Below are 21,672 nucleotides of genomic sequence, written 5' to 3'. Positions count from 1 at the left end.
GGCAGGGCCGAGCGGCCCCTGCCCGGCGTGCCGGGTGTACCCGGCGTACCGGGCGGCGCGGGCCCGGCGCGGTCCGTAAGGGAGGACCTACTGGCGTGCGCGGACGGCGGCGGCGATGCCGGCCGGGGTCGGGACGTCGAAGAAGACGTCGAAGTCCAGCTCCACGCCGAGCGCGTCGCGGATCCGGGCGGCGATCTGGATCACCGTGAGCGAATGCCCGCCGAGGTCGAACAGGTCGTCCTCGGGGCCGACATCGGGCAGGTTCAGCACCTCGGCCCAGATCCGGCGGACCGTTCCGGTGGTCGCGTCGCCTGCGTCGCCCATGTCGGTGGTGTCGCCCGTGTCGTCGGCCCGTGGCGTCGGAGCCTCGCGGGGCGGTACCGGCAGGGCCCGCCGGTCCAACTTGCCGTTCGGGGTGAGCGGCAGGCGCTCCATGGTGAGCCAGCGCTGCGGTGTCATCGCCGCCGGCAGCGTGCGCATCAGGTGGTCGCGCAGGTCGGCCGGGGCGGGCGACGGGGCGCCCGCGGCCGGGACCAGGTAGCCGGCGAGGAAGGGCTCCCCGTCCTCCTCGGTGTGGACGGCAACGGCGGCCTGGGCGAGGGCGGGGTGTTCCAGCAGGGCGGACTCGATCTCGCCGAGTTCGATCCGGTGGCCGCGGATCTTGACCTGGTCGTCGATCCGGCCGAGGAAGTCGAGCTCGCCGTCGGGCGTCCACACGGCGCGGTCCCCGGTGCGGTACAGCCGGGCGCCGGGCGGGCCGAAGGGGCTCTGCACGAAGCGTTCGGCGGTGAGTCCGGGTCGGCCGAGGTAGCCGTGGGCGACGCCGTCCCCGCCGATCAGCAGCTCGCCGGGGATGCCGAGCGGGGTGGGGTTCAGCTGCTCGTCGACCACGTACGTCTGGGTGTTGGCGATCGGGCGGCCGATCCTGACCTGCTCCGGCTCGGCGGGGAGTTCGGCACAGGTGGACCAGATGGTGGTCTCGGTGGGCCCGTACACGTTGAACAGCCGGGCGGTGCGCGCGCGCAGGTCGCGGGCGAGCGGCAGCGGCAGTGCCTCGCCGCCGGCGAGGCCCGTGACGGTGGTGAGAGGGCCGGAGCCGCTCCCGGCCGTGAGCATCACCCGCCAGCCGGAGGGGGTGGCCTGGACGTGGGTGACACCCTCGGCGGCGATCAGCGCGAGCAGGCCGGGGCCGTCCACGGCGAGGCCGTCCGGGGCCAGGACCAGGCGGCCGCCGGTGATGAGCGGCAGGTAGAGCTCCAGCGCGGAGATGTCGAACGAGAGCGAGGTCAAGCCGAGCCAGGCGTGCTGCGGGCCGGAGCCGAGCCGGTCGGCGAAGGAGGTGAGCAGGTTGACCAGTGCCCGGTGGCCGACGGAAACACCCTTGGGGCGGCCCGTGGAGCCGGAGGTGTAGAGGACGTACGCCACGTCGTCCGGACCGGGGTCGGAGTCGGAGTCCGTGGCGGAGACGGCGGCGGTGGAGGCCTCGGCCGGGTCCTGCGCCGACGGCGCGGGGATCCGTAGGACCGCGGGGGCGGCTGCGGCGACCTCCGGGGAGGGCTCGCGGTCCGCGAGCACCAGAACGGCTCCGGAGTCGCGCAGCACGAGGGCGAGGCGCTCGGCCGGATAGCCGGGGTCCAGCGGCAGGTACGCCGCGCCGGTGGCGAGGACGGCGAGCAGCGCGGCGGGCAGGTCCGCAGTGCGGTCCAGGTGGAGGGCGACCAGGTCGCCGGGCCCGACGCCGGCAGCGCGCAGTGCAGCGGCCAAGTGATCGGTACGGAGGACAAGTTCGCGGTAGCCGAGATGGCGGTCGGCCGCGCTGACCGCGATCGCCTCGGGAGTGGCGGCGGCCTGGGCGCGGACCAGGTCGAGCACGGTCCGGTCGGCCGGATAGGGCCGGGCGGTGGCGTTCGGCGCGGTGGTGACGGCCCGGAGCTCGGCGGCGTCCAGCAGCGGAAGGTCCGGCAGTCGGGTCTCGGGCGCGGCGACCGCCCCGGCGAGCAGGGTGCCGTAGTGGCCGGCGATCCGGCGGGCGGTGTCCGGGGCGAGCACGGCCGGGTCGTACTGGAGGCTGAAGTCGATGCCGCCGCCCAGGGGGCCGTGGCCGGCGGGGGCTTCGACGACCTGGAGGTGGAGGGTGTTGCGGGCGGTGCGGTTGTGCACCGCCCAGGCGATCCGGGCGCCGGTGCCGGCGAAGTCCGGGTCCGGGCCGCGTCTGCGGTAGCCGAGCGAGACCGCGGTCAGGCCGACGCGGGGGCCCAGTCCGGCGACGGCGCTGCCGAAGGGCACGCCGCGGTACGGGTAGCCGGCCCGCAGCTCGGTCCGTACGGCGGAGGCGAAGGCGGCGAAGGTCTCCGATGCACCGGCCGCGGGCGCATGGACGGGTAGCTCGTTGACGAACAACCCTATTTCATCTGCGAGTTCTGGCGTCCGGGTGGAGAGCGGGACGGACACCGGCACGGCTTCGCCGCCGTAGCGGCGCAGCAGTCCGTGCAGAGCCGCGAGCAGGAACTCGAAGACGGTGGTGCCGGCGAGGGCGGCCGCAGTGGCCAACTCCCTGGCCTCGGCGCCGTCGAGGCGCCACTCGACCGCCTCACCGGCCCCGGCCGCGGTCGGCGTACGCGGTGCGCCGGGCAGTACCGGGTCGGTGGCGGCGGCCCAACGCGGCCCGTACCACTCGGAGGCCCTCCGTACGGTGCCCGGATCCGCCGTCGAGGCTCCCGGTGTGAGCGATGTGACCGGTGTGGCCGGTGCGGTGGGCTCGGGCAGGAGCGCCGAGCCGTACGCGGCTGCGAGGTCCCGGGTCAGGACGTCCTTGGAGTTGCCGTCGAAGACCGCGTGGTGGGCGGTGACCAGCAGCTCGGCGCTGCCGTCGGCGCGCCGGTGCAGGGTGAAGCGGCTGAGCGGGCCGGTCTCCAGGGTGAACGGGCGGGCGGTCTCCTCCTCCAGCCGCTTCTCCAAGTCGGCCTCGTCCGCGGGCGCTGCGAGCTGCACCAGTTCGGGCCGCTGCGCCGCCGCTTCCTGCCAGACCCGGCCGTCACGCTCCACCAGCCGGGCGGCCAGGGCCGGGTGACGCCTGGTCACGGCGCGCACCGCGCGGGCCAGCGCCTCCGCGTCGATCCGGTCGAAGGAGATCCGCACCGGCATGTGGAACGCCTCGCGGGCCAGTCCCAGTCGATCGGTCAGCCAGACGCCCTGCTGGGCCGGCGAGGCCGGTCTGCAGGGGGGCAAGGGGAGTACTTCGGACATCGGCGGCTCACTTAGGACGTCGGAGCAGGGTGGAAGAGCAGCGCACGTCAACGTGCGGACGCAGCATGGGGCGCGGAGTACCGCGCGTCAGGGCTTCAGAGGTCAACGGCAGGCTGCGGCGAACGGGTTCGGTGACGGCACCGGCCACCGTGGACGTCCGGCCCTCCCCCGGGGACCGGCCGATGGCCGTGAGTGGTCGGGACCGCCGGAAATCCGAGGATCGCCGGAGACGTCTGACAGCTCGGGCCCCCACCCGATGAAGACAATTGGTCCAGACCTGTCGAGAGATTCGCACAACGCCCATGTACCGTCAAGAGCCGTCCATGGCCCGGAATCAACCACCATGTACGGGCCGAGCTCCACCGACGTCCACCCAAAGTCCGCAGGTGTGCTCATCCCTGACAGTTCATCAACCCTCAAGCAGCTGGCGGCAGATGGACCGCCGCGCGGAGGTCGGTCGTTGCGCGCGACGTTGCGACTGCCACGGGAGGCGTGTCCGGTGGATGAGCGGACGCCCTCGGTCCGCCGACCGGGCCGCGGTCCCGGCGTTGGCGATAGCTCCCCGAAACCCCCTGGTCCCTAGCGTGGGATCAAGAGTCCGGGCTTCGTCCGCGCCCGTCGCCGGCGAAGCCGACAGGAACCTCCACGAGGGACGGAGATTGACATGCGCGGTGCCTCTGGCCACGGTCGCCCGCACAGCACGAGCACTCGGCGACCGAGGTGGCCCGGTCGCCGGTGGCCTCCGCGGCCGGGGGTGGCGGCCGTCCTTCTGCTAGCGGGCGCGTGCGGCGGAGCCGGCGGTGATGACGGCGACTCCGCCGCACCGGGCGCCTCGAAGTCGGCCGCGGGCGACAAGAAGAGCACGCTCGCGTATGCGAAGTGCATGCGGGAGAACGGAGTCCCCAGGTTCCCCGACCTTAATTCCGAGGGCGGGCTCGACCTCAACGGCGACACGCTGGGTGTCGACCCGCGGGGCCCGGTCTTCAAGGCGGCCGACAAGGCGTGCCAGCCCCAACGAGTTCCAGTCCGGGGGACCGGGGCCCGCGCCGCGGCGTGGGCGATGGCCTGCACGATGGACAGGCCGAGCCCGAGGCCCTCGGCCCGGGCGAATGAGTATCCGTACTCATGGTGTGAGCACGGCAGCGCCACCACGATGGGTGGCCTGGTTGGGTGTTCACCGAGGGGCGGCGGGCATGGACGTGACGGTCGAGGAAAAGGGCGGCGGGGCGGGCCGTACCAGTGGCAGCGAAGCTCTCCGGCCGTTGGTCCGGCCCGCCGGTGTGGGCGCGCTGCTGGGGGGCCTGCGCATCCTGGTTCCCTTCCTGCCCTGGGAGTTGGAGGACTTCTGCCAGAGCGAGGGCTGGGGGTGCGTGGGGTTCTTCCTCACGCTGATGGCGGCCGTGCCCGTGGTGGCGACCCTGCTCGGGTGGGTGGTGCTGCGGGTGGTCGGCGTCCGTCCTGCCTGGCGGGTGGCCGGAGTGGGCGGGGTGCTGGGCGTGCTGGCAGCCGTCCTGTCCGCCCGGGCGGGTCCCTCGGGGCCATGGCTCTTGTTCACCGCTCCGCTCCTGCTGGCCGCGGCGTACGCGGCCGCGGCCGCCGTCGCTCTTCCCGGCGTCGGCTCCCGCAGGCGCTGGGGGGTGCTCGCGGGGGTCCTCGTCCTGCTGTGGCCGCTGACGGGCGTGCTCGACGATCGGCAGATATCGCAGTACCGGGAGCAGCGACTCGCCGCCTCCCAGGTCCCGTTGCTGGCCCCCGACCTGGACGGCTACCGCGTGCACTTCGCGGAGGCCGGCACGTACGGCGGCACCTTCGGCTACCTGATCCTGCCGTCCTCGGTTCCCACCAGCGCCGCCGACCGCGAGGCGCGCGGCATCCGGGTGACCGTCGCACCGCAGCTGCCGGGCTTCGCGCCTCCGGACACGTGCGAGGTCGAGTCCGCGAGCGCGCAGCGCGACACGGGCCCCTGCGAACAGGTGGCCCCCGACACCTGGCGCTCGCCCACGTACGACTCCGTCCGGTACATCGCGCGACGCCAGGGCGCCATCGTGGTCCTCACCGGAGGCGGCCCCACGGTCTCCGACGACGACCTGCGCACGATGACCCGCTCCCTCACGGTCCGCAGGACCGCCTTCTTCCTCGACGAGTGAGCCCACCGCCGCTCCCGCATGCGCGATCTCCCTTGACCCCCCGGGCTGGTTCGGCCTAGCGTGATCCGCGGCCGTAGAAAGCGCTTTCTATGCGGGGTTCCCTCCTGCCGGAGCCCCGTCGGTCGACGAGTCGAGCAGCACCCGGAGCACCGAAAGAGAGCGCACACGTGCAGCCACCCCACCCGCCCGTCGCGACGCCGATCACGACGCTGACCACGGACGAGACCGGCTTCCTGCGGAACGGCCGCCCGCACCGGATCGTCTCCGCGGCCATCCACTACTTCCGGGTGCACCCCGACCTCTGGGCCGACCGCCTGCTGCGCCTGCGCGCGATGGGCGTGAACACCATCGAGACCTACGTGGCCTGGAACGTCCACGAGCCCAGGCCCGGCACGTTCACCTTCGACGGGCCGAACGACGTGGCGGCCTTCATCCGCACCGCCGGCGACCTGGGACTCGACGTCATCGTCCGGCCCGGCCCCTACATCTGCGCCGAATGGGACTTCGGCGGACTGCCCGGCTGGCTGCTGGCCGACCGCACGATCCGGCTCCGCCGCCGCGACCCCGCCTACCTGGCCGCGGTCGACGCGTGGTTCGACACCCTGGCGCCCGTACTGGTCCCCCTGCTCGGCAGCCGGGGCGGGCCGGTGGTGGCGGTGGGCGTCGAGAACGAGTACGGCAGCTTCGGCAACGACACCGGCTACCTGGAACACCTCCGCGACGGCCTGGTCCGACGGGGCCTGGACTGCCTGCTGTTCACCACCGACGGGGCCGACCACGGGTTCCAGCTCGGCGGCCGCATCCCCGGCGTCCTCACCACCGGAACCTTCGGCTCGCGCCCCGAGAGCTCGCTCGCGACCCTGCGCACGTACCAGCCGGAAGGCCCGCTGGTCTGTGTGGAGTACTGGCACGGCTGGTTCGACCACTGGGGCGAGCCGCACCACACGCGCGACGCGCAGGAAGCCGCCGCCACCCTGGACAGCCTGCTCGCCGCGGGCGCATCGGTGAACATCTACATGGGACACGGCGGCACCAACTTCGGCTGGTGGAACGGCGCCAACCACGACGGCACCACCTACCAGCCCGACGTGACGAGCTACGACTACGACGCCCCCGTCGGCGAGGCCGGCGAACTCACCCACAAGTTCCACCTCTTCCGCGAGGTCATCGGCCGTCACACCGCCCCCGTCACCCACGAACCGCCCGCCCTGCCCCCGCGGGTCGTTCCCCGGGTGCTCACCGTGGACGAACACGTCTCGCTGGCCGACTCCCTGGACGCGCTCGCCAAGCCCGTGCACCACGTCGAGCCGCTGACCATGGAGGAAGCGGGCCAGTCCCTGGGCCTGATCCACTACCGGACCCGCCTACGGGGACCCCTGCCCGAGGCGGCGCTGCGCATCGACGGGCTGGCCGACCGCGCCCAGGTCTTCCTGGACGGACGGGAGATCGGGCTGCTGGAACGCGACGAGCCGCTCGCCGCGCTGACCGTCGCCGTACCCGACGGGGGAGCGGAGCTCGACATCCTCGTGGAGAACCAGGGGCGCATCAACTACGGCCCCCTGCTGGCCGATCGCAAGGGCATCCGCGACGGGGTCAGGCTGGACAACCAGTACCAGTTCGGCTGGGAGATCAGGCCGCTGCCCCTCGACGACCTGTCGGGACTCCGGTTCGGCCCCGGTGAGCTCCCGGACGGCCCGTCCTTCCACAGGGTCACCGTCGAACTGGACGCCCCGGCCGACGCGTTCATCGCCCTCCCCGGGTGGACCAAGGGCATGGTCTGGCTGAACGGCTTCGCCCTGGGCAGGTTCTGGGAGCGCGGCCCGCAGAAGACCCTGTACGCACCGGGTCCCCTCTGGCGCGCGGGCGGGAACACCCTGGTGATCCTCGAGCTCCACCGGCCCGGGACCACCGTCGAACTCCGCGACGCACCGGACCTCGGCACGGAGGCGCCCGCGCCCATCCCCGTCTGGTAGCCGCGACAGGCCCCAGGCCCCAGGCGCCGCGCGAGCCCGCCAGGGCCGGATGGGCCACGGAGCGCGGGCGTGCGGCCGCGTCGCCGCCGGAGCCGGAGCGGGCCCTGCCATCGTGGGCCACCGCGTCCGTCTTCCCCGGGAGGTACCTCCGTGTCCCGACGCCCGCACGGCCACTCCGGTCGCATCCGTCCGTCGCTGCGCCTGGCCGCCGCCACCGCCGCGTGCGGCGCCCTGCTCGCCGTCTCCGTGCAGCCCGCACAGGCCGGAGCGGACCGGAACCCGCCCCCCGGGGCCGCCCTCCACCAGGAACTGCGGGAGCTGGTGGAGCGGCCCGACGGGCCCCCCGGGGTCATCGCCGTCCTGCGCGACGGCGAGCGCACGGAGGTCTACCGGGCCGGCGTGGCCGACGTGGAGAGCGGCCGGCCGCCGCGGGCGACGGACCACATGCGGATCGCCAGCGTGGCCAAGGCCTTCAGCGGAGCGGTGGCCCTCGGACTCGTCGACCGAGGCCGGCTGCACCTGGACGACACGATCGGTGAGGTGCTCCCCGGGCAGCCGGAGGCCTGGCATGAAGTGACGCTCCGCCAACTGCTGAACCACACCAGCGGATTGCCGGACTACTCGGCCTCCGAGGGGTTCCGCGACATCATCTCCGAGGACCCCCGTCACCGCTTCGACTCCCGCCGCCTGCTGGATTTCGTAGCCGACGAGGACCTCGCCTTCCCCCCGGGCAGCCGCTACGAGTACTCCAACTCCGACAACATCGCCGTCGCCCTCATGGCCGAGGCCGCCACCGGACGCCGGTACGAGACACTGCTGCGCGAGTTCGTCTACGAACCCCTGGGCCTGCGGGCCACGAGCCTGCCCCAGGGATACCGGCTGCCCACCCCCTTCCTCCACGGCTACCAGATCGATCCGCAGGAGGGGCCCATCGACGTCAGCGAGGCCGTGGGCGCCTCCGGGGCCTGGGCGTCCGGAGGCATCGTCTCGACGCCGAAGGACCTGACCGCCTTCATCCGGGGCTACGCGGGCGGCGCCCTCGTCTCGGAGCGCACCCGGCGCGAGCAGTTCAGGTTCATCCCCGGCGCCCTGTCCCAGCCCCCCGGCCCCGGCCGCTCCGAGGCGGGCCTGGCGATCTTCCGCTACACCACGCGCTGCGGAACGGTGTACGGCCACACCGGCAACACGGCCGGCTACACGCAGCTCGCGGCGGCCACGGCGGACGGCCGCCGCTCGCTGACCTTCTCGATCACCGCTCAGACCTCCCTGACCAGCAACCCCGACCTGCTCGCACAGGTCCGGGAGGTCCAGGAGGACTTCGTCTGCGCCCTGCTGCGCAAGTGACCCGGCGCCCGCCCCCGTGACCCGCCCGCACCCGCGCTGTTCCCGCGGGTGCGGGCCCCACTCCCATGGGGGAAGCTGGGAGGACGCCGGTGGTGCCGGCGGAGCGCAGAGCCGCGAGGAAGGTCTCTTCCGTGAACGTTTCCGCAGGTGGCCGCCCCGCACGCGCATCCCGGCGCAAGGTGCGGACGGCGACCTTGCTGTGCGCGGTGGCCGCGCTGACGGCCGCCGTGATCCCGGCCTCCGCCTCCTCCTCCGCCCACACCGGCGGCGCCGCCTCGTCCGCCCGCACACCGGATCCACAGGATCCGGTCGTGCTCGTCGACTGCTTCTCGCAGGCGCAGACGCGCCCCACGGAGTACATCCTCGCCTGCGGCGACGGGAACAACCGGCTCGTCGGTCTCCGCTGGGACAGCTGGGGGCCGGGCAGCGCTACGGCCACCGGCACCGACATGGTGAACGACTGCCGCCCGTACTGCGCGGCCGGCCGCTTCCGCGCCTACCCGGTCACGGTGACCCTGAGCCATCCGCAGGCCTGGCCGGACCACCCCGACCTCCGGCGCTTCACCATGATCCGGCTCCTCTACACCGACACCGCACCGGACCCCGTCCCCAAGGACGTGACCTACAAGCTGGTGTACTGACGCGAGCCCCGAGCTCCCCACGGGATACGGTCGGCCCCATGGACCTTGATCGACAAGCGTGGCGCCGGTGCCTGCTGAGCGGTGCGGTGTTCGTCGTCTGCATGGCCGGCACCACGCTGCCGACCCCGCTCTACGGGCTCTACCAGGAGAAGTTCGGCTTCTCCGCGCTGATGGTGACCGTGGTGTACGCCGTGTACGCCTTCGGGGTCATCGGCGTACTGCTGCTGGCGGGCAATGCCTCGGACGCCGTGGGCCGGCGGCCGGTGCTGCTGGCGGGGCTGGGCTTCGCCGCGGCGAGCGCCGTCTGCTTCCTGTGCGCCGACGGAATGCCCTGGCTGTACGCGGGACGGCTGCTGTCCGGCCTGTCCGCAGGCCTGTTCACCGGGGCCGCCACGGCGTACGTGATGGAGCTTGCACCGCCCGGCGGCGCCTCCCGGGCCACGTTCGTCGCGACGGCCGCCAACATGGGCGGACTGGGCTGCGGTCCGCTGCTCGCCGGAATCCTGGCGCAGTACGCCTCCTGGCCGCTGTACCTGCCCTTCGTGGTGCACCTCGCGCTCGTGGCTGCCGCGGCCGTGGTCCTGCTGCGGCTTCCGGAGACGGTGCGCGAGCGGCGGCCGCTGAGCACCGTACGACCGCAGAAGCCGGCCCTGCCCCCGCAGGTGCGGGCGGTGTTCGGGCCGGCCGCGATCGCCGCGTTCGTGGGCTTCGCCCTCTTCGGGGTGTTCACCTCCGTCAGCCCGGCGTTCCTCGCGGAGTCCCTGGACGTGCACAACCGGGCCGTGAGCGGGCTGGTGGTCGCCCTGGCCTTCTTCGCCTCCACTGCCGGGCAGCTGGCCGTCGGCCGCATCGGGGTGGAGCGCTCGCTGCCGCTGGGGTGCGCCGTGCTCTTCGCCGGGCTGGCGCTGCTCGCCGGCGCACTGTGGTGGGACCTGCTGGTCCTGGTGGTGCTGAGCGCCCTCGTCAGCGGAGTCGGTCAGGGGCTCGCCTTCCGCGGGGCACTGTCCGCCGTGGCCGGAGCGTCCCCCGCGGACCAGCGGGCGGCCGTGATCTCCACCCTGTTCCTGGTGGCCTGCACGGGCATCTCGCTGCCCGTGATCGGAGTGGGCGTACTGGAGGGCCCCCTCGGGCTGGAGGGCGCGGGACTGGTGTTCATCGCCTGCATGGCGGTGCTCGTCCTGGGCGCGGCCGGCTACCTGCTCAGGCGACCGGCGCGGGCCGCCGCGAACTGAGCGCGCGGGACCGCCCGGCCGCCCGGCGGCGCGTGGGCCGCCGAGGGTTCACGCGCCGCCGGCGGCCGTGGGGTACGTCACCTGGGCGATGGTGTTCGGAACCGGATCCGGATCCGGATCCGGATCCGGGACCGGAACCGCCCACTGCCGGTCCCGCTCGAAGGTGCGGAGCAGGTCCGCCGCGACGCTCACCGCGATCGTGGCGGGCTCCTTGCCCGTGATCTCGGTCAACCCGATCGGCGTCGTGATCCGGTCGATGGTGCCGGCGTCGTGACCGCCCTCGGTGGCCAGGCGCTGCCGGAACCGCGCCCACTTCGCGGACGAGCCGATCAGACCGATCGAACCGAGCCCGGGGGTGCGCAGGGCGGCGTCGCACAGCGCGGCGTCCTCGGCGTGATCGTGCGTCATGATCAGGACGTGGGTACCGGGCGGCAGCTCCCCGAGCACCGTCTCCGGCAGCAGCGGGGTGTGGTGCACGTGGACCTGCGCCACCGCGTCCGAGAGCACCCCGAGCCGCTCGTCCGTGAGCATGTCCGGGCGGCTGTCGACGAGGTGCAGGTCGAGGTCCTGGCGGGCCAGGATGCGCGCCAGCTCCAGCCCGACGTGCCCGACTCCGAAGACGGCCACCGCCTGGACCACCGGCAGCGGTTCGAGCAGCACGGTGACGGCTCCGCCGCAGCACTGCACGCCGTGCCGGCTGGTGACCTTGTCGTTCAGCGCGAACTCCATCAGCTCCGGCTCCGGATCGGCCGCGCCGCTCAGCTCGCGCGCCCGGTCGATGGCGACGGCCTCGATGTTGCCCCCGCCGATCGACCCCCAGGTCTCGGTCCGCCCCACGACGAGCTTGGCACCGGCCCTGCGCGGCGCGTGGCCGCGCACGGTCGCGACGGTCACGAGCACGCCGGCTTCCCGGCGTGCCCGCAACCGCGCGACCGCGGCGACCCAGCTCATGTCAGACATTGCTCAAGGCGCTTGCATCGGCGCCGGCGCCGGCGCCGGCGCGGCTATCGGCGAGGATCCCGCTGCCCGGCGCGCCACCCCGGCGGGCTCCCTCGATCGCCCAGTACACCGCCTCCGGCGTGGCCGGCGAGGCCAGCTCCACGCTGATTCCGGCGGGCCCGAACTCCGCGGCCGCCTGGCGCAAGGCCTCACGCACCGAGAAGGCCAGCATCAGCGGGGGCTCACCGACCGCCTTGGACCCGTAGACGGCGCCCTCCTCGGTGGCGTTCTCCATCAGCCGGACGTTGAACTCCTCGGGCATCTCCGAGAAGCTCGGCAGCTTGTAGGTGCTCGCGGCCTGGGTCAGCAGGCGGCCGCGGTTCGGGCCGTCCCCGGAGTCCCAGCGCATGTCCTCCAGCGTCAGCCAGCCCGCGCCCTGGACGAAACCGCCCTCGACCTGCCCGATGTCGATCATCGGGGAGAGGCTGTCGCCGACATCGTGGACGATGTCCACCCGCCGGATCCGGTACGCGCCGGTGAAGCCGTCCACTTCCACCTCGGTCGCGGCGGCCCCGTAGGAGAAGTACTTGAACGGCGATCCGTGGAACGCCTTCGCGTCCCAGTGCAGCCCCTCGGTCCGGTAGAAACCGGCCGCCGAGAGCTGGACCCGCTGGAAGTACGCGGTGCGCACCAGGTCGTCCCAGGCCAGCTCCTTGTCGACGCCCAGGGCGCGCGCGACGCCCTCGACGATGCGCACGTCCGAGGCGTTCGTACCCAACTGCGTGCCGGCCACCTGGAGCAGCCGCTCGCGGATCTGCTCGCAGGCGTTCTTCACCGCCGCGCCGTTGAGGTCCGCCCCCGCACTCGCGGCGGTCGCCGAGGTGTTGGGCACCTTGTCGGTGCGCGTCGGGGCGAGGCGCACCTTGTGCAGCGGGATGCCCAGCGTGGTCGCGGCCACCTGCAGCATCTTGGTGTGCAGGCCCTGCCCCATCTCGGTGCCGCCGTGGTTGATCAGGACGGAGCCGTCCTTGTAGACCAGCACCAGCGCACCGGCCTGGTTGAAGGCGGTGAGGTTGAAGGAGATGCCGAACTTGATCCCGGTCATCGCGAGCGCCCGCTTGGTGTGCGGGTGCGCGGCGTTGAAGGCCGCGATCTCGCGCGTGCGCTCGGCCAGGGCGGCGTCCTCCCGGACCTGCTGCCAGATGACGGAGATCCGCTCGGGGTGGGGGACGGGCTGCCCGTACGGCGTCGACTGGCCCTGGCGGTAGAAGTTGCGCTCGCGCAGCTCCATCGGATCCAGGCCGAGCAGCGGCGCGCACCGGCCCATGATGTCCTCGATCACCAGCATGCCCTGGGGTCCGCCGAAGCCGCGGAAGGCCGTGTTGGAGACCTTGTTGGTCTTGGCGATGCGGCCGGCGATGCGCGCGTTGGGGATCCAGTAGGTGTTGTCGATGTGGCACAGCGCGCGGGCCACCACGGGCTCGGAAAGGTCCAGGCTCCAGCCGCCGTCGGCGGTCAGGGTGGCGTCCAGGGCCTGGATGCGGCCCTCGGCGTCGAAGCCGATCCTCCACGTGGCGTGGAACCCGTGGCGCTTGCCGGACATGGTCAGGTCCTGGGTCCGGTTGAGCCGTACCCGGACCGGCCGGCCGGTGAGCTTGGCGCCGAGCGCGGCGACGGCCGCGAACCCGTGCGGCTGCATCTCCTTGCCGCCGAAGCCGCCGCCCATCCGCAGGCACTGCACGGTCACCTCGTGGCTGTGCAGGCCGAGTACGTGGGCGACGATCTCCTGCGTCTCCGAGGGGTGCTGGGTGCTGCTCTGGACGAACATCTGCCCGTTCTCGTCCAGGAGGGCGAGCGCCGCGTGCGTTTCGAGATAGAAGTGCTCCTGGTCGGAGAACTGGAACTCCCCGGTGAACACGTGCGCGGAGTCCTCGAAGCCGGCTTCGACGTCACCGGTCACCATCATGGGCCGGGCGCCGTGGAAGCTCTCGGTCTCGATCGCCTCCCGCAGGGTGATCACGGAGGGCTGTTCGTCGAGTTCCACCTCGACGGCCGCCGCACCGAGCCGGGCCGCCTCCACGGTCTCGCCCAGGACCCAGGCCACCGCGTGGCCGTGGAACATGACGGTGTCGGGGAACAGCGGCTCGTCGTGCTTCATCCCCGCGTCGTTGACGCCGGGCACGTCGGCCCCGGTCAGTACGCGGACCACCCCGGGCACGGCGAGCGCCGGCTCGGTGCGCAGCGCCGTGATCCTGCCGTGGGCCTTCATGACCTGGACCGGGTAGGCGTGCAGGACGTCCTTGGTGCGGTGGACCAGGTCGTCGGTGTAGAGCGCCGCACCGGTGACGTGCAGGTTCGCACTCTCGTGCGGCATCGACAGACCGACGACGGGCTTTTCGGGACGCTCGGACAACTGGCTCATGACGACACCGCCTCGGTGGTTTGCGCGTACAGCTTGTTCAGGCTCTGGCCGAGCATCGCGGAGCGGTAGAGGGCGCTGGCGCGGTGGTCGTCCATCGGGGTGCCCTCGGCCCGCAGGACCCGGGCCGCGGCGTCGACGGTCTCCGCCGTCCACGCCCTGCCCTCCAGGGCCGCCTCGGTGGAGAGGGCGCGGATCGGGGTGGCGGCCACGCCGCCCAAGCCGATGCGCGCCTTGCGGACGATCCCGTCCTCGATGTCGAGCGCGAAGGCGACCGCCACGCTGGAGATGTCGTCGAAGCGCCGCTTGGCGATCTTGTGGAAGGCCGTGACGGGCGACAGCGGCAGCGGGATGCGCACCGCGCGGATCAGCTCGCCGGGGCGGCGCACGCTCTGCCGGTAGCCGGTGAAGTAGTCGGCCAGGGGGACCTCGCGCTCACCGTCGGCGCCCGCCAGCAGCAGCGAGGCCTCCAGTGCGAGCAGCACCGGCGGGCTGTCGCCGATGGGGGAGCCGGTACCCAGGTTGCCGCCGAGGGTCGCGCTGTTGCGGATGAGCCGGGACGCGAACTGCGGGAACAGCTCGGCCAGGAGCGGGACACTGCCGTCGAGACGGCGTTCGATCTCGGTGAGCGTCTGCGCCGCTCCGATCTCGATGTGATCGGACTCGACGCGCAGCTCCCGCAGTTCGGGCAGCCGGTCGACCGCGACCACACAACTCGCGCGACGGGAACGGATGTTCACTTCCACGCCCCAGTCGGTACTGCCGGCGACCACCACCGCATCGGGCCGCTCGCCCAGCAGCCGCACCGTCTCGGCGAGGGTGCCGGGCCGGATGAACGCGCTGTCGTCCCGGGTGTATTCGGTGGCGGCGGCTGCGGGCGGCGACTGCTCGCGGCGCTGCGCCAGCACGTCGTCCTCGGTGGGCGAACCGACGGCGAACGCGGCATCGCGGATGGGACGGTAGCCGGTGCAGCGGCACAGGTTTCCGCTCAGCGCGTGCAGGTCGAAACCGTTCGGGCCGTGCTCGGCGTCGGCGTCGGCGGCGGAATCCGCGGCCGGTTCGGCGGCCTGTCCGGCATCCGGTTCCGTGTGTGCGCAGCGGTCGGGCCGGTAGTACTCGGAGGCCATGCTGCAGATGAACCCCGGTGTGCAGTAACCGCATTGGGAGCCGCCGCGGACGGCCATCTCCTCCTGCACGGGGTGCAGCGCGGTGGCCGCGCCGGCCTCGTCGACGGTGGCGAGGCCTTCGGAGGTGATGACCTCCTGACCGTCGAGCGCCAGGGCCGGAACCAGGCAGGCGTTGACCGCCACCCAGTCGGTGGGCTTGTGCACGCCCGGCCGGGCCACGAGCACCGAACAGGCGCCGCATTCGCCCTCGGCGCAGCCCTCCTTGGTGCCGGTGAGGCCGCGGTCGCGCAGGAAGTCCAGCACCGTGGTGTGGGCTGCGGCCGGGGCGATCGGTGTTTCTTTCCCGTTGACCGTGATCCGCGCCGCTACCACGGTGCGTCCTCGTTTCGGGGCGCGGTCGATCGGACTGTGCTGGTCGCCATGGCAGGAGCTTTCTCGTTCAGTGGCCGCAGCTCGATGTCCCGCGAGCGCGGCGAACCGGCACGCAAGGAGGTGCCGTAAAGGGTGACAGAGTGATGGAAACGTTCCGGGGCCGCGATCGGGCACGCCGGGAAGGGGGGCCGTTCAGCAGCCGTGTGCTACACGACCCGGAGCCCAAGCGGTCTGGTGAGCGAGGCGAAGCAGTGCGGAGATGGTCGACATCCGGCTTCGCCTCCTTCCAGGGGCTCTCGAGTTGGTGCGGTCGAAGTTACGTGCCGCAGCTTGATCGGTCAAGCACCATTTAGGACGATTCCATGAAGGCGGCCGCTCGCGCGGGGTGCTCCTTCGTACGCGCAACCAGTGGCATAGTCGCAGGCAGGGCGGCGACAGGCGGCCGCGGACGAGCATGTGGGGGCGACAAGTGACTCTGGAAACAGGGGCGTTCGACGAGATCACCACCGAGGAGGAGCTGCGCGAACTCCTCGGCGAGCCGAACGCGGTGGCCGTGGGCAAGGAACGCCGGACCCTCCACGAGCACCACGTGGAGTGGCTCGCACGCTCCCCGCTCTGCCTGATCTCCACCTCCGCCGCAGACGGCACCTGCGACGTCTCGCCCAAGGGCGACCCGGCCGGCTTCGCGAAGGTCCTGGACGACACCACCCTCGTGATCCCGGACCGTCCCGGAAACCGCCGTGCGGACGGCTTCCGCAACATCCTCACCAACCCCCACGTCGGTCTGCTCTTCCTGATCCCGGGCCGCGGGGACTCCCTGCGCATCAACGGCCGGGCCCGGCTGCTGCGCGACGCGCCCTTCTTCGACGACCTGACCGTCAAGGGCCACCGGCCCGCCCTCGCCCTCCTCGTCGAGGTCGAGCAGGTCTACTTCCACTGCTCCAGGTCCTTCGTGCGCTCCGCCCTGTGGAAGCCGGAGACCTGGAACCCGGAAGCCGCCCCTTCCCGGGCGAGGATCTCCAAGAGCCTGGAGCGCACGCACGAGTCCCTGGAGGCGCTGGAGCGCTACTACGGGCCCTCGTACGACGAGAAGGACATGTACGTCTGACCAGCTCGGCCGGCCCGACAGGCACCTTCACGACGGAGCCCCCCGCTCGGCGAACACCGCGATCGCCGGGCAGGGGGCTTCCTTCACACCCTCCCCGTGACCGCGAGAGCCGCAAGCAGCCCAGGGAGCGGGTGTACGCAGCCAGTCAATCACCCAAGAGGCAAATCGGCCAGTAGGGCCAGCACCTGCACGCATGCGTGCCTCAATTGCCTCGTAGATGCCAGGCCAGTGCGTTCGCGCTGCTGAGACCTCCGGCACAACGGTGCGGCGCACACGCCGGGGCCGTACGGGCCCGGCTGGAAATCGTTGATCCGTCGATCAAACCCCGGGCGGGACAGGATCACCAGAACGAAGCAACGGCAACGTTTTTTCACGGTGGGCCGGGGATCTCCGCCGTTACGGTTCCCCGGGATCTGGACGGACGCCCTGACGTTCGCCTTCCTGTCCCCGCTGATGAAGGAGAGCTCGACCGATGACTGTTGACACCAGCCCGGAAGCACAGCTGGATCCGCCCAAGCAGTCCAGCCTGGGCACGTCGGCCGCCCGCAACCTTGCCACCACGACCAAGTCCGCACCCCAGATGCAGGAGATCACCTCCCGCTGGCTGCTCAGGATGCTGCCGTGGGTGGAGACCAAGGGCGGCGCCTACCGGGTGAACCGCCGGCTGAGCTACACCGTCGGCGACGGGAGCATCGAGTTCGTCCAGGACGGTGCCCGGGTCCAGGTGATCCCGCGGGAACTCGGCGAACTGGCCCTGCTGCGCGGCTTCGACGACGAGGAAGTGCTGGTGGCGATCGCCGGCCGCTGCGTCCAGCGCGATTTCCGTGCCGGTGAGGTGCTGGTCGAACGGGGCGCTCCCGCCGAGCAGATCCACTTGATCGCCCACGGCCGGATCAGTCAGACCTCCGCGGGCAAGTACGGCGACGAGATCTCCGTCGCGGTGCTCGCCGACGGCGACCGGTTCGGCGAGAACGCCCTGCTGGACGCCGACGCCCGGTGGGACTACACCGCCACCGCCGAGACCCCCGGCACCCTCCTCACGCTCTCCCGCGCCGACTTCGCCGGCATCCTGAACTCGGCGCCGCACCTCCAGGAGCACATCCAGCGGTTCAGCTCGCTGCCCCTGCAGCGGCAGAACAAGCACGGCGAGGCCGAGATCGCGATGTCGGCCGGCCACACCGGCGAGGCCGAACTGCCCGGCACCTTCGTGGACTACGAATCGAAGCCGCGCGAGTACGAACTCTCCATCGCCCAGACCGTCCTGCGGGTCCACACGAGGGTCGCCGACCTCTACAACGGCCCGATGAACCAGACCGAGGAGCAACTCCGCCTCACCATCGAGGCGTTGCGCGAACGCCAGGAACACGAGCTGGTGAACAACCGGGAGTTCGGCCTGCTCCACAACGCCGCCTTCAAGCAGCGGATCCAGACCCACTCCGGCCCGCCCACCCCGGACGACATGGACGAGCTGCTCTGCCGCCGCCGCGGCACCAAGCTCTTCCTCGCCCACCCCCGCACGATCGCGGCGATCGGCCGCGAGATGAACGCCCGCGGGCTCTACCCGGACCACGTGGACGTGGGCGGCCAGCAGGTCCCGGCCTGGCGCGGGGTCCCGATCCTGCCGTGCAACAAGATCCCCATCACCAAGGAGAACACCAGCTCGATCCTCGCCATGCGCACCGGTGAGGACAACCAGGGCGTCATCGGACTGCGCCAGACCGGCCTGCCGGAGGAGTACGAGCCGGGCCTGTCGGTCCGCTTCATGGGCATCGACGAGAAGTCGATCATCTCCTACCTGGTCACCACCTACTACTCCGCCGCGATCCTGGTGCCCGACGCCCTCGGCGTCCTGGAGAACGTCCAGATCGCCCGCCGGAGCGACTGAGCGGCCGGAAGCCCCGTACGACGACAGCCCGGACCCTCCCGGGCCGGCCGAGCGCGCCCGGGATCCGGGACAGACCACCCACCTCACCAAGGAGTCACGGATGCCCGAGCCCGGGCCTTCCCCTCTGCAGTCGAGCCTGCCCGGCGCCGCTGTCCAGTTCGGGGCCCACGTCCTCGGCAGCGCCCAGGCCCACGCGACCGGCGGCCTGCCGAGCGGGCCCGCGGTACCCGGCCGGCCCTCAGTACCGGCCGAACCCTCAGTACCGGCCGGACCTGCGGTACAGGGGCCCGCCGCGCCTGTCCGCCCCGCCGTGCCGAGCAGGCCCGCCCTACCCGGTCCGGCCGGCCTGCCGGGCCCATCCGTTCCGTCGGCATCCGCTGTCGCGCCCGCCCCGCCCGCCCCCAGCCCTGCCCTGCTCCGGCTCCTGGGCGGACCCAGCGGCCTGGGCACGGAAGGCCTGCACCCGGCCCGCAGGGGGGAATCGCCCCCCGTACCCGCACCCGTGGCGGCCCCGGAGCCCGGGGCTCCGGCGGCCGGAAACCCGATCCCGGGCCTCTACCACCACCCCGTGCCGGAGCCCGACCCGGTGCGCGTGGCGGAGGTCAGCCGGCGGATCAAGGCCTGGGCGGTGGAGGAGGTCGACCTGTTCCCCGATGCCTGGGAGAACCAGTTCGACGGCTTCCACGTCGGGCGCTACATGGTGGCCTGCCACCCGGACGCTCCCACCATCGAGCACCTGATGGTCGCCACCCGGCTGATGGTCGCCGAGAACGCGGTCGACGACTGCTACTGCGAGGACCACGGCGGCTCGCCCATCGGCCTCGGCGGACGCCTCCTGCTGGCGCACACCGCCATCGACCCCCTCCACACGACGAAGGAGTACGAGCCGCAGTGGGCGGCGTCGCTCCGGTCGGACGCGCCCCGGCGCGCCTACACCTCCGCCATGGAGTACTTCGTCCGGCAGGCCAGCCCCTCGCAGACGGACCGCTACCGGCACGACATGGCCCGGCTGCACCTGGGGTACCTCGCCGAGGCGGCCTGGAGCCAGACGGAGTACGTCCCCGAGGTGTGGGAGTACCTGGCCATGCGGCAGTTCAACAACTTCCGCCCCTGCCCCACCATCACCGACACCGTCGGCGGGTACGAGCTCCCGGCCGATCTGCACGCCCAGGCGGCCATGCAGCGGGTCATCGCGCTCGCCGGGAACGCCACCACGATCGTCAACGACCTGTACTCCTACACCAAGGAACTCGCCGCCCCGGTACGGCACATGAACCTTCCCGTGGTGATCGCCGACCGGGAGGGAACCTCCGACAAGGAGGGCTACCTGAAGGCGGTCGAGGTCCACAACGACCTCATGCACGCCTTCGAAGCGGAGGCCGCCGCCCTGGCCGCGGCCTGCCCCGTCCCGAGCGTGCTGCGCTTCCTGCGGGGAGTCGCCGTCTGGGTCGACGGAAACCACTACTGGCACCAGACCAATACCTATCGCTACAGCCTGCCCGACTTCTGGTAAGGACGGATCTATTAGTGACCAGCACTGATCTCACCACCGGCACCACCAGCTCCAACGGCACGACCCCGGCCCCCGTGATCATTCCCGGGCCGGCCACCCCCTACCAGGGGGACATCGCCCGCTACTGGAACAACGAGGCCAGGCCTGTGAACCTGCGCCTCGGCGACGTGGACGGCCTCTACCACCACCACTACGGCATCGGCGACGTCGACCACTCCGCCCTCGGCGACACCGACGACAGCGCATACGAGAAGAAGCTGGTCGCCGAGCTCCACCGGCTGGAGTCGGCGCAGGCCGAACTCCTCCTGGACCACCTCGGCCCCGTCGGCCGCGAGGACACGCTCGTGGACGCCGGCTGCGGCCGCGGCGGCTCGATGGTCATGGCCCACCAGCGCTTCGGATGCAAGGTCGAGGGCGTCACGCTGTCCGCCAAGCAGGCCGACTTCGCCAACCAGCGCGCCCACGAGCTCGGCATCGACGACCACGTCCGGGCCCGCGTCTGCAACATGCTCGGCACGCCCTTCGAGACCGGGCAGGCCACGGCGTCCTGGAACAACGAGTCGAGCATGTACGTCGACCTGGACGACCTCTTCGCCGAGCACTCCCGCGTCCTGAAGGTCGGCGGCCGGTACGTGACCATCACCGGCTGCTGGAACCCGCGGTACGGCCAGCCCTCGAAGTGGGTCTCCCAGATCAACGCGCACTTCGAGTGCAACATCCACTCCCGCCGGGAGTACCTGAAGGCCATGGCGGACAACCGCCTCGTACCGCAGGCCGTCATCGACCTGACGCCCGCGACGCTGCCCTACTGGGAGCTGCGGGCCACGTCCTCGCTGGTCACCGGCATCGAGGAGGCGTTCATCGAGTCCTACAAGGACGGTTCCTTCCAGTACGTCCTGATCGCGGCCGACCGCATCTGAGGAACGCCCGTGGCCGGGCCCGTCGTACGGACGGGCCCGGCCACGGGGCGAGGCTCAGAGCAGCCGGGCGGCATGCGCGAGGAGTTCCTCGTAGACCTCCGGGCGGTCCCGGTCGATCACGGGGAAGCCCTGTCCGAAATCGCCGTTCACCCAGTGCGCCTCGATGCCGGGGTTGGCCATGTCGGTGCCGTCGTGGAGGAACACGTGGGGGCTGCAGTTGACCCGTCCCTCGCGCGCCGACTCGTACTGGGCCGTCACGGCCGCCCGCGCCGAGCCCGTGTCCAGGGCGTTCGCGAGCTCGTCCACCTCGACGGCGCCCGTCGCGGCGGCCACCTCCAGGATGACGTGGCGCATCGAGATGCAGCGGCCCTCCGCCCAGAAGGCGTGGCGCAGCGCGCGGTCGAGCCGCTCACTGGCCTCCAGGGACTGGGACTTGGCCGCGTGCACCGCTTCGAGCGCGGGCAGGGTGGTGACCGGGTAGGTCCAGTCGGGCCCCTGCCACAACCGCCAGCCCGCCTCCGGTTCGAGCGCGCCGAGCACCGAGATCTCGGAGTCGACGCCGGGCCGGGCGTTGACCTCCCGGTTGAACAACTCCAGGGGGAAGGCCCGGAAGTCGAACCAGATCCGGCCCTCCAGACCCAGCTTGCGCCGGGTCTCGTGCAGCCGGTGGACGGCCACGTGGGCGAAGGAGCAGTTCAGATCGGTGTAGACGCTGATCGTGTCGGGGGTCGCGGGCAGCCGCGGGTCCGCGACCCCGCTGCTCGTCGTTCCGGTGGTGGCCGTCGCGGTCGTCGTGGTCACAGGGT

The 21,672-nt window shown here is 72.1% G+C and carries 14 protein-coding genes; 9 read left to right on the top strand and 5 right to left on the bottom strand.

Annotated features, from left to right (window positions below):
* Positions 1-87: 87 nt before the first annotated feature.
* Positions 88-3,246, bottom strand: a complete 3,159-nt coding sequence (locus OG898_RS31970; protein WP_266961677.1) for an amino acid adenylation domain-containing protein — start codon at positions 3,244-3,246, stop codon at positions 88-90.
* A gap of 1,193 nt (positions 3,247-4,439) precedes the next feature.
* On the opposite strand from OG898_RS31970, the gene OG898_RS31965 reads away from it, so the two are divergent.
* From OG898_RS31965 to OG898_RS31945, 5 genes are all read left to right on the top strand, one after another.
* Entirely contained in the window at positions 4,440-5,393 is a 954-nt protein-coding gene (locus OG898_RS31965) for a hypothetical protein (protein WP_266961676.1), read from the top strand.
* Positions 5,394-5,560: 167 nt separating this feature from the next.
* Positions 5,561-7,366, top strand: a complete 1,806-nt coding sequence (locus tag OG898_RS31960; RefSeq protein WP_266961674.1) for a beta-galactosidase family protein — start codon at positions 5,561-5,563, stop codon at positions 7,364-7,366.
* 246 nt (positions 7,367-7,612) lie between these two features.
* Positions 7,613-8,710, top strand: coding sequence for a serine hydrolase (locus OG898_RS31955; protein WP_250738494.1), 1,098 nt, complete (start codon positions 7,613-7,615; stop codon positions 8,708-8,710).
* 131 nt (positions 8,711-8,841) lie between these two features.
* On the top strand, positions 8,842-9,351 hold the full coding sequence (locus OG898_RS31950) for a hypothetical protein (RefSeq protein ID WP_250738328.1): 510 nt from the start codon (positions 8,842-8,844) through the stop codon (positions 9,349-9,351).
* 38 nt (positions 9,352-9,389) lie between these two features.
* Positions 9,390-10,583, top strand: a complete 1,194-nt coding sequence (locus OG898_RS31945; RefSeq protein WP_266961672.1) for an MFS transporter — start codon at positions 9,390-9,392, stop codon at positions 10,581-10,583.
* A 48-nt stretch (positions 10,584-10,631) separates the two neighbouring features.
* Here OG898_RS31945 and xdhC read toward each other — a convergent pair whose 3' ends face one another.
* From xdhC to OG898_RS31930, 3 genes are read right to left on the bottom strand one after another with little or no spacing between them, the layout of a single operon-like run.
* Positions 10,632-11,534 (bottom strand): xanthine dehydrogenase accessory protein XdhC, encoded by a 903-nt coding sequence (gene xdhC, locus OG898_RS31940; protein WP_266962676.1) that lies wholly within the window; start codon positions 11,532-11,534, stop codon positions 10,632-10,634.
* A 1-nt stretch (position 11,535) separates the two neighbouring features.
* The gene (xdhB, locus tag OG898_RS31935; protein ID WP_266961670.1) at positions 11,536-13,944 is read right to left on the bottom strand and encodes a xanthine dehydrogenase molybdopterin binding subunit; all 2,409 of its coding nucleotides are present in this window, start codon (positions 13,942-13,944) and stop codon (positions 11,536-11,538) included.
* The gene (locus OG898_RS31930) at positions 13,941-15,440 is read right to left on the bottom strand and encodes a xanthine dehydrogenase small subunit (protein WP_250738316.1); all 1,500 of its coding nucleotides are present in this window, start codon (positions 15,438-15,440) and stop codon (positions 13,941-13,943) included. Before OG898_RS31930 ends, xdhB begins: the two co-directional genes overlap by 4 nt.
* Positions 15,441-15,909: 469 nt before the next feature.
* On the opposite strand from OG898_RS31930, the gene OG898_RS31925 reads away from it, so the two are divergent.
* From OG898_RS31925 to OG898_RS31910, 4 genes are all read left to right on the top strand, one after another.
* Entirely contained in the window at positions 15,910-16,548 is a 639-nt protein-coding gene (locus tag OG898_RS31925; protein ID WP_266961667.1) for an MSMEG_1061 family FMN-dependent PPOX-type flavoprotein, read from the top strand.
* A 472-nt stretch (positions 16,549-17,020) separates the two neighbouring features.
* Entirely contained in the window at positions 17,021-18,433 is a 1,413-nt protein-coding gene (locus tag OG898_RS31920) for a family 2B encapsulin nanocompartment shell protein (RefSeq protein ID WP_250738314.1), read from the top strand.
* 100 nt (positions 18,434-18,533) lie between these two features.
* Positions 18,534-19,946, top strand: a complete 1,413-nt coding sequence (locus OG898_RS31915) for a family 2 encapsulin nanocompartment cargo protein terpene cyclase (RefSeq protein WP_266961664.1) — start codon at positions 18,534-18,536, stop codon at positions 19,944-19,946.
* Between the two features lie 14 nt (positions 19,947-19,960).
* A complete protein-coding gene (locus OG898_RS31910) occupies positions 19,961-20,866 on the top strand; it encodes a geranyl diphosphate 2-C-methyltransferase (protein WP_250738312.1) in 906 nt (301 codons plus the stop codon).
* A gap of 54 nt (positions 20,867-20,920) precedes the next feature.
* On the opposite strand, the gene OG898_RS31905 is transcribed toward OG898_RS31910, so the two are convergent.
* On the bottom strand, positions 20,921-21,667 hold the full coding sequence (locus OG898_RS31905) for a DsbA family protein (protein WP_250738311.1): 747 nt from the start codon (positions 21,665-21,667) through the stop codon (positions 20,921-20,923).
* Positions 21,668-21,672: the final 5 nt, after the last annotated feature.

It is taken from the genome of Streptomyces sp. NBC_00193 (genome assembly GCF_026342735.1).
Classification (GTDB): Bacteria; Actinomycetota; Actinomycetes; order Streptomycetales; family Streptomycetaceae; genus Streptomyces; species Streptomyces stoeckheimensis.
The sequence above is the reverse complement of the archived record's forward strand: the minus strand, read 5'-3'. Positions and strand labels throughout refer to the sequence as shown.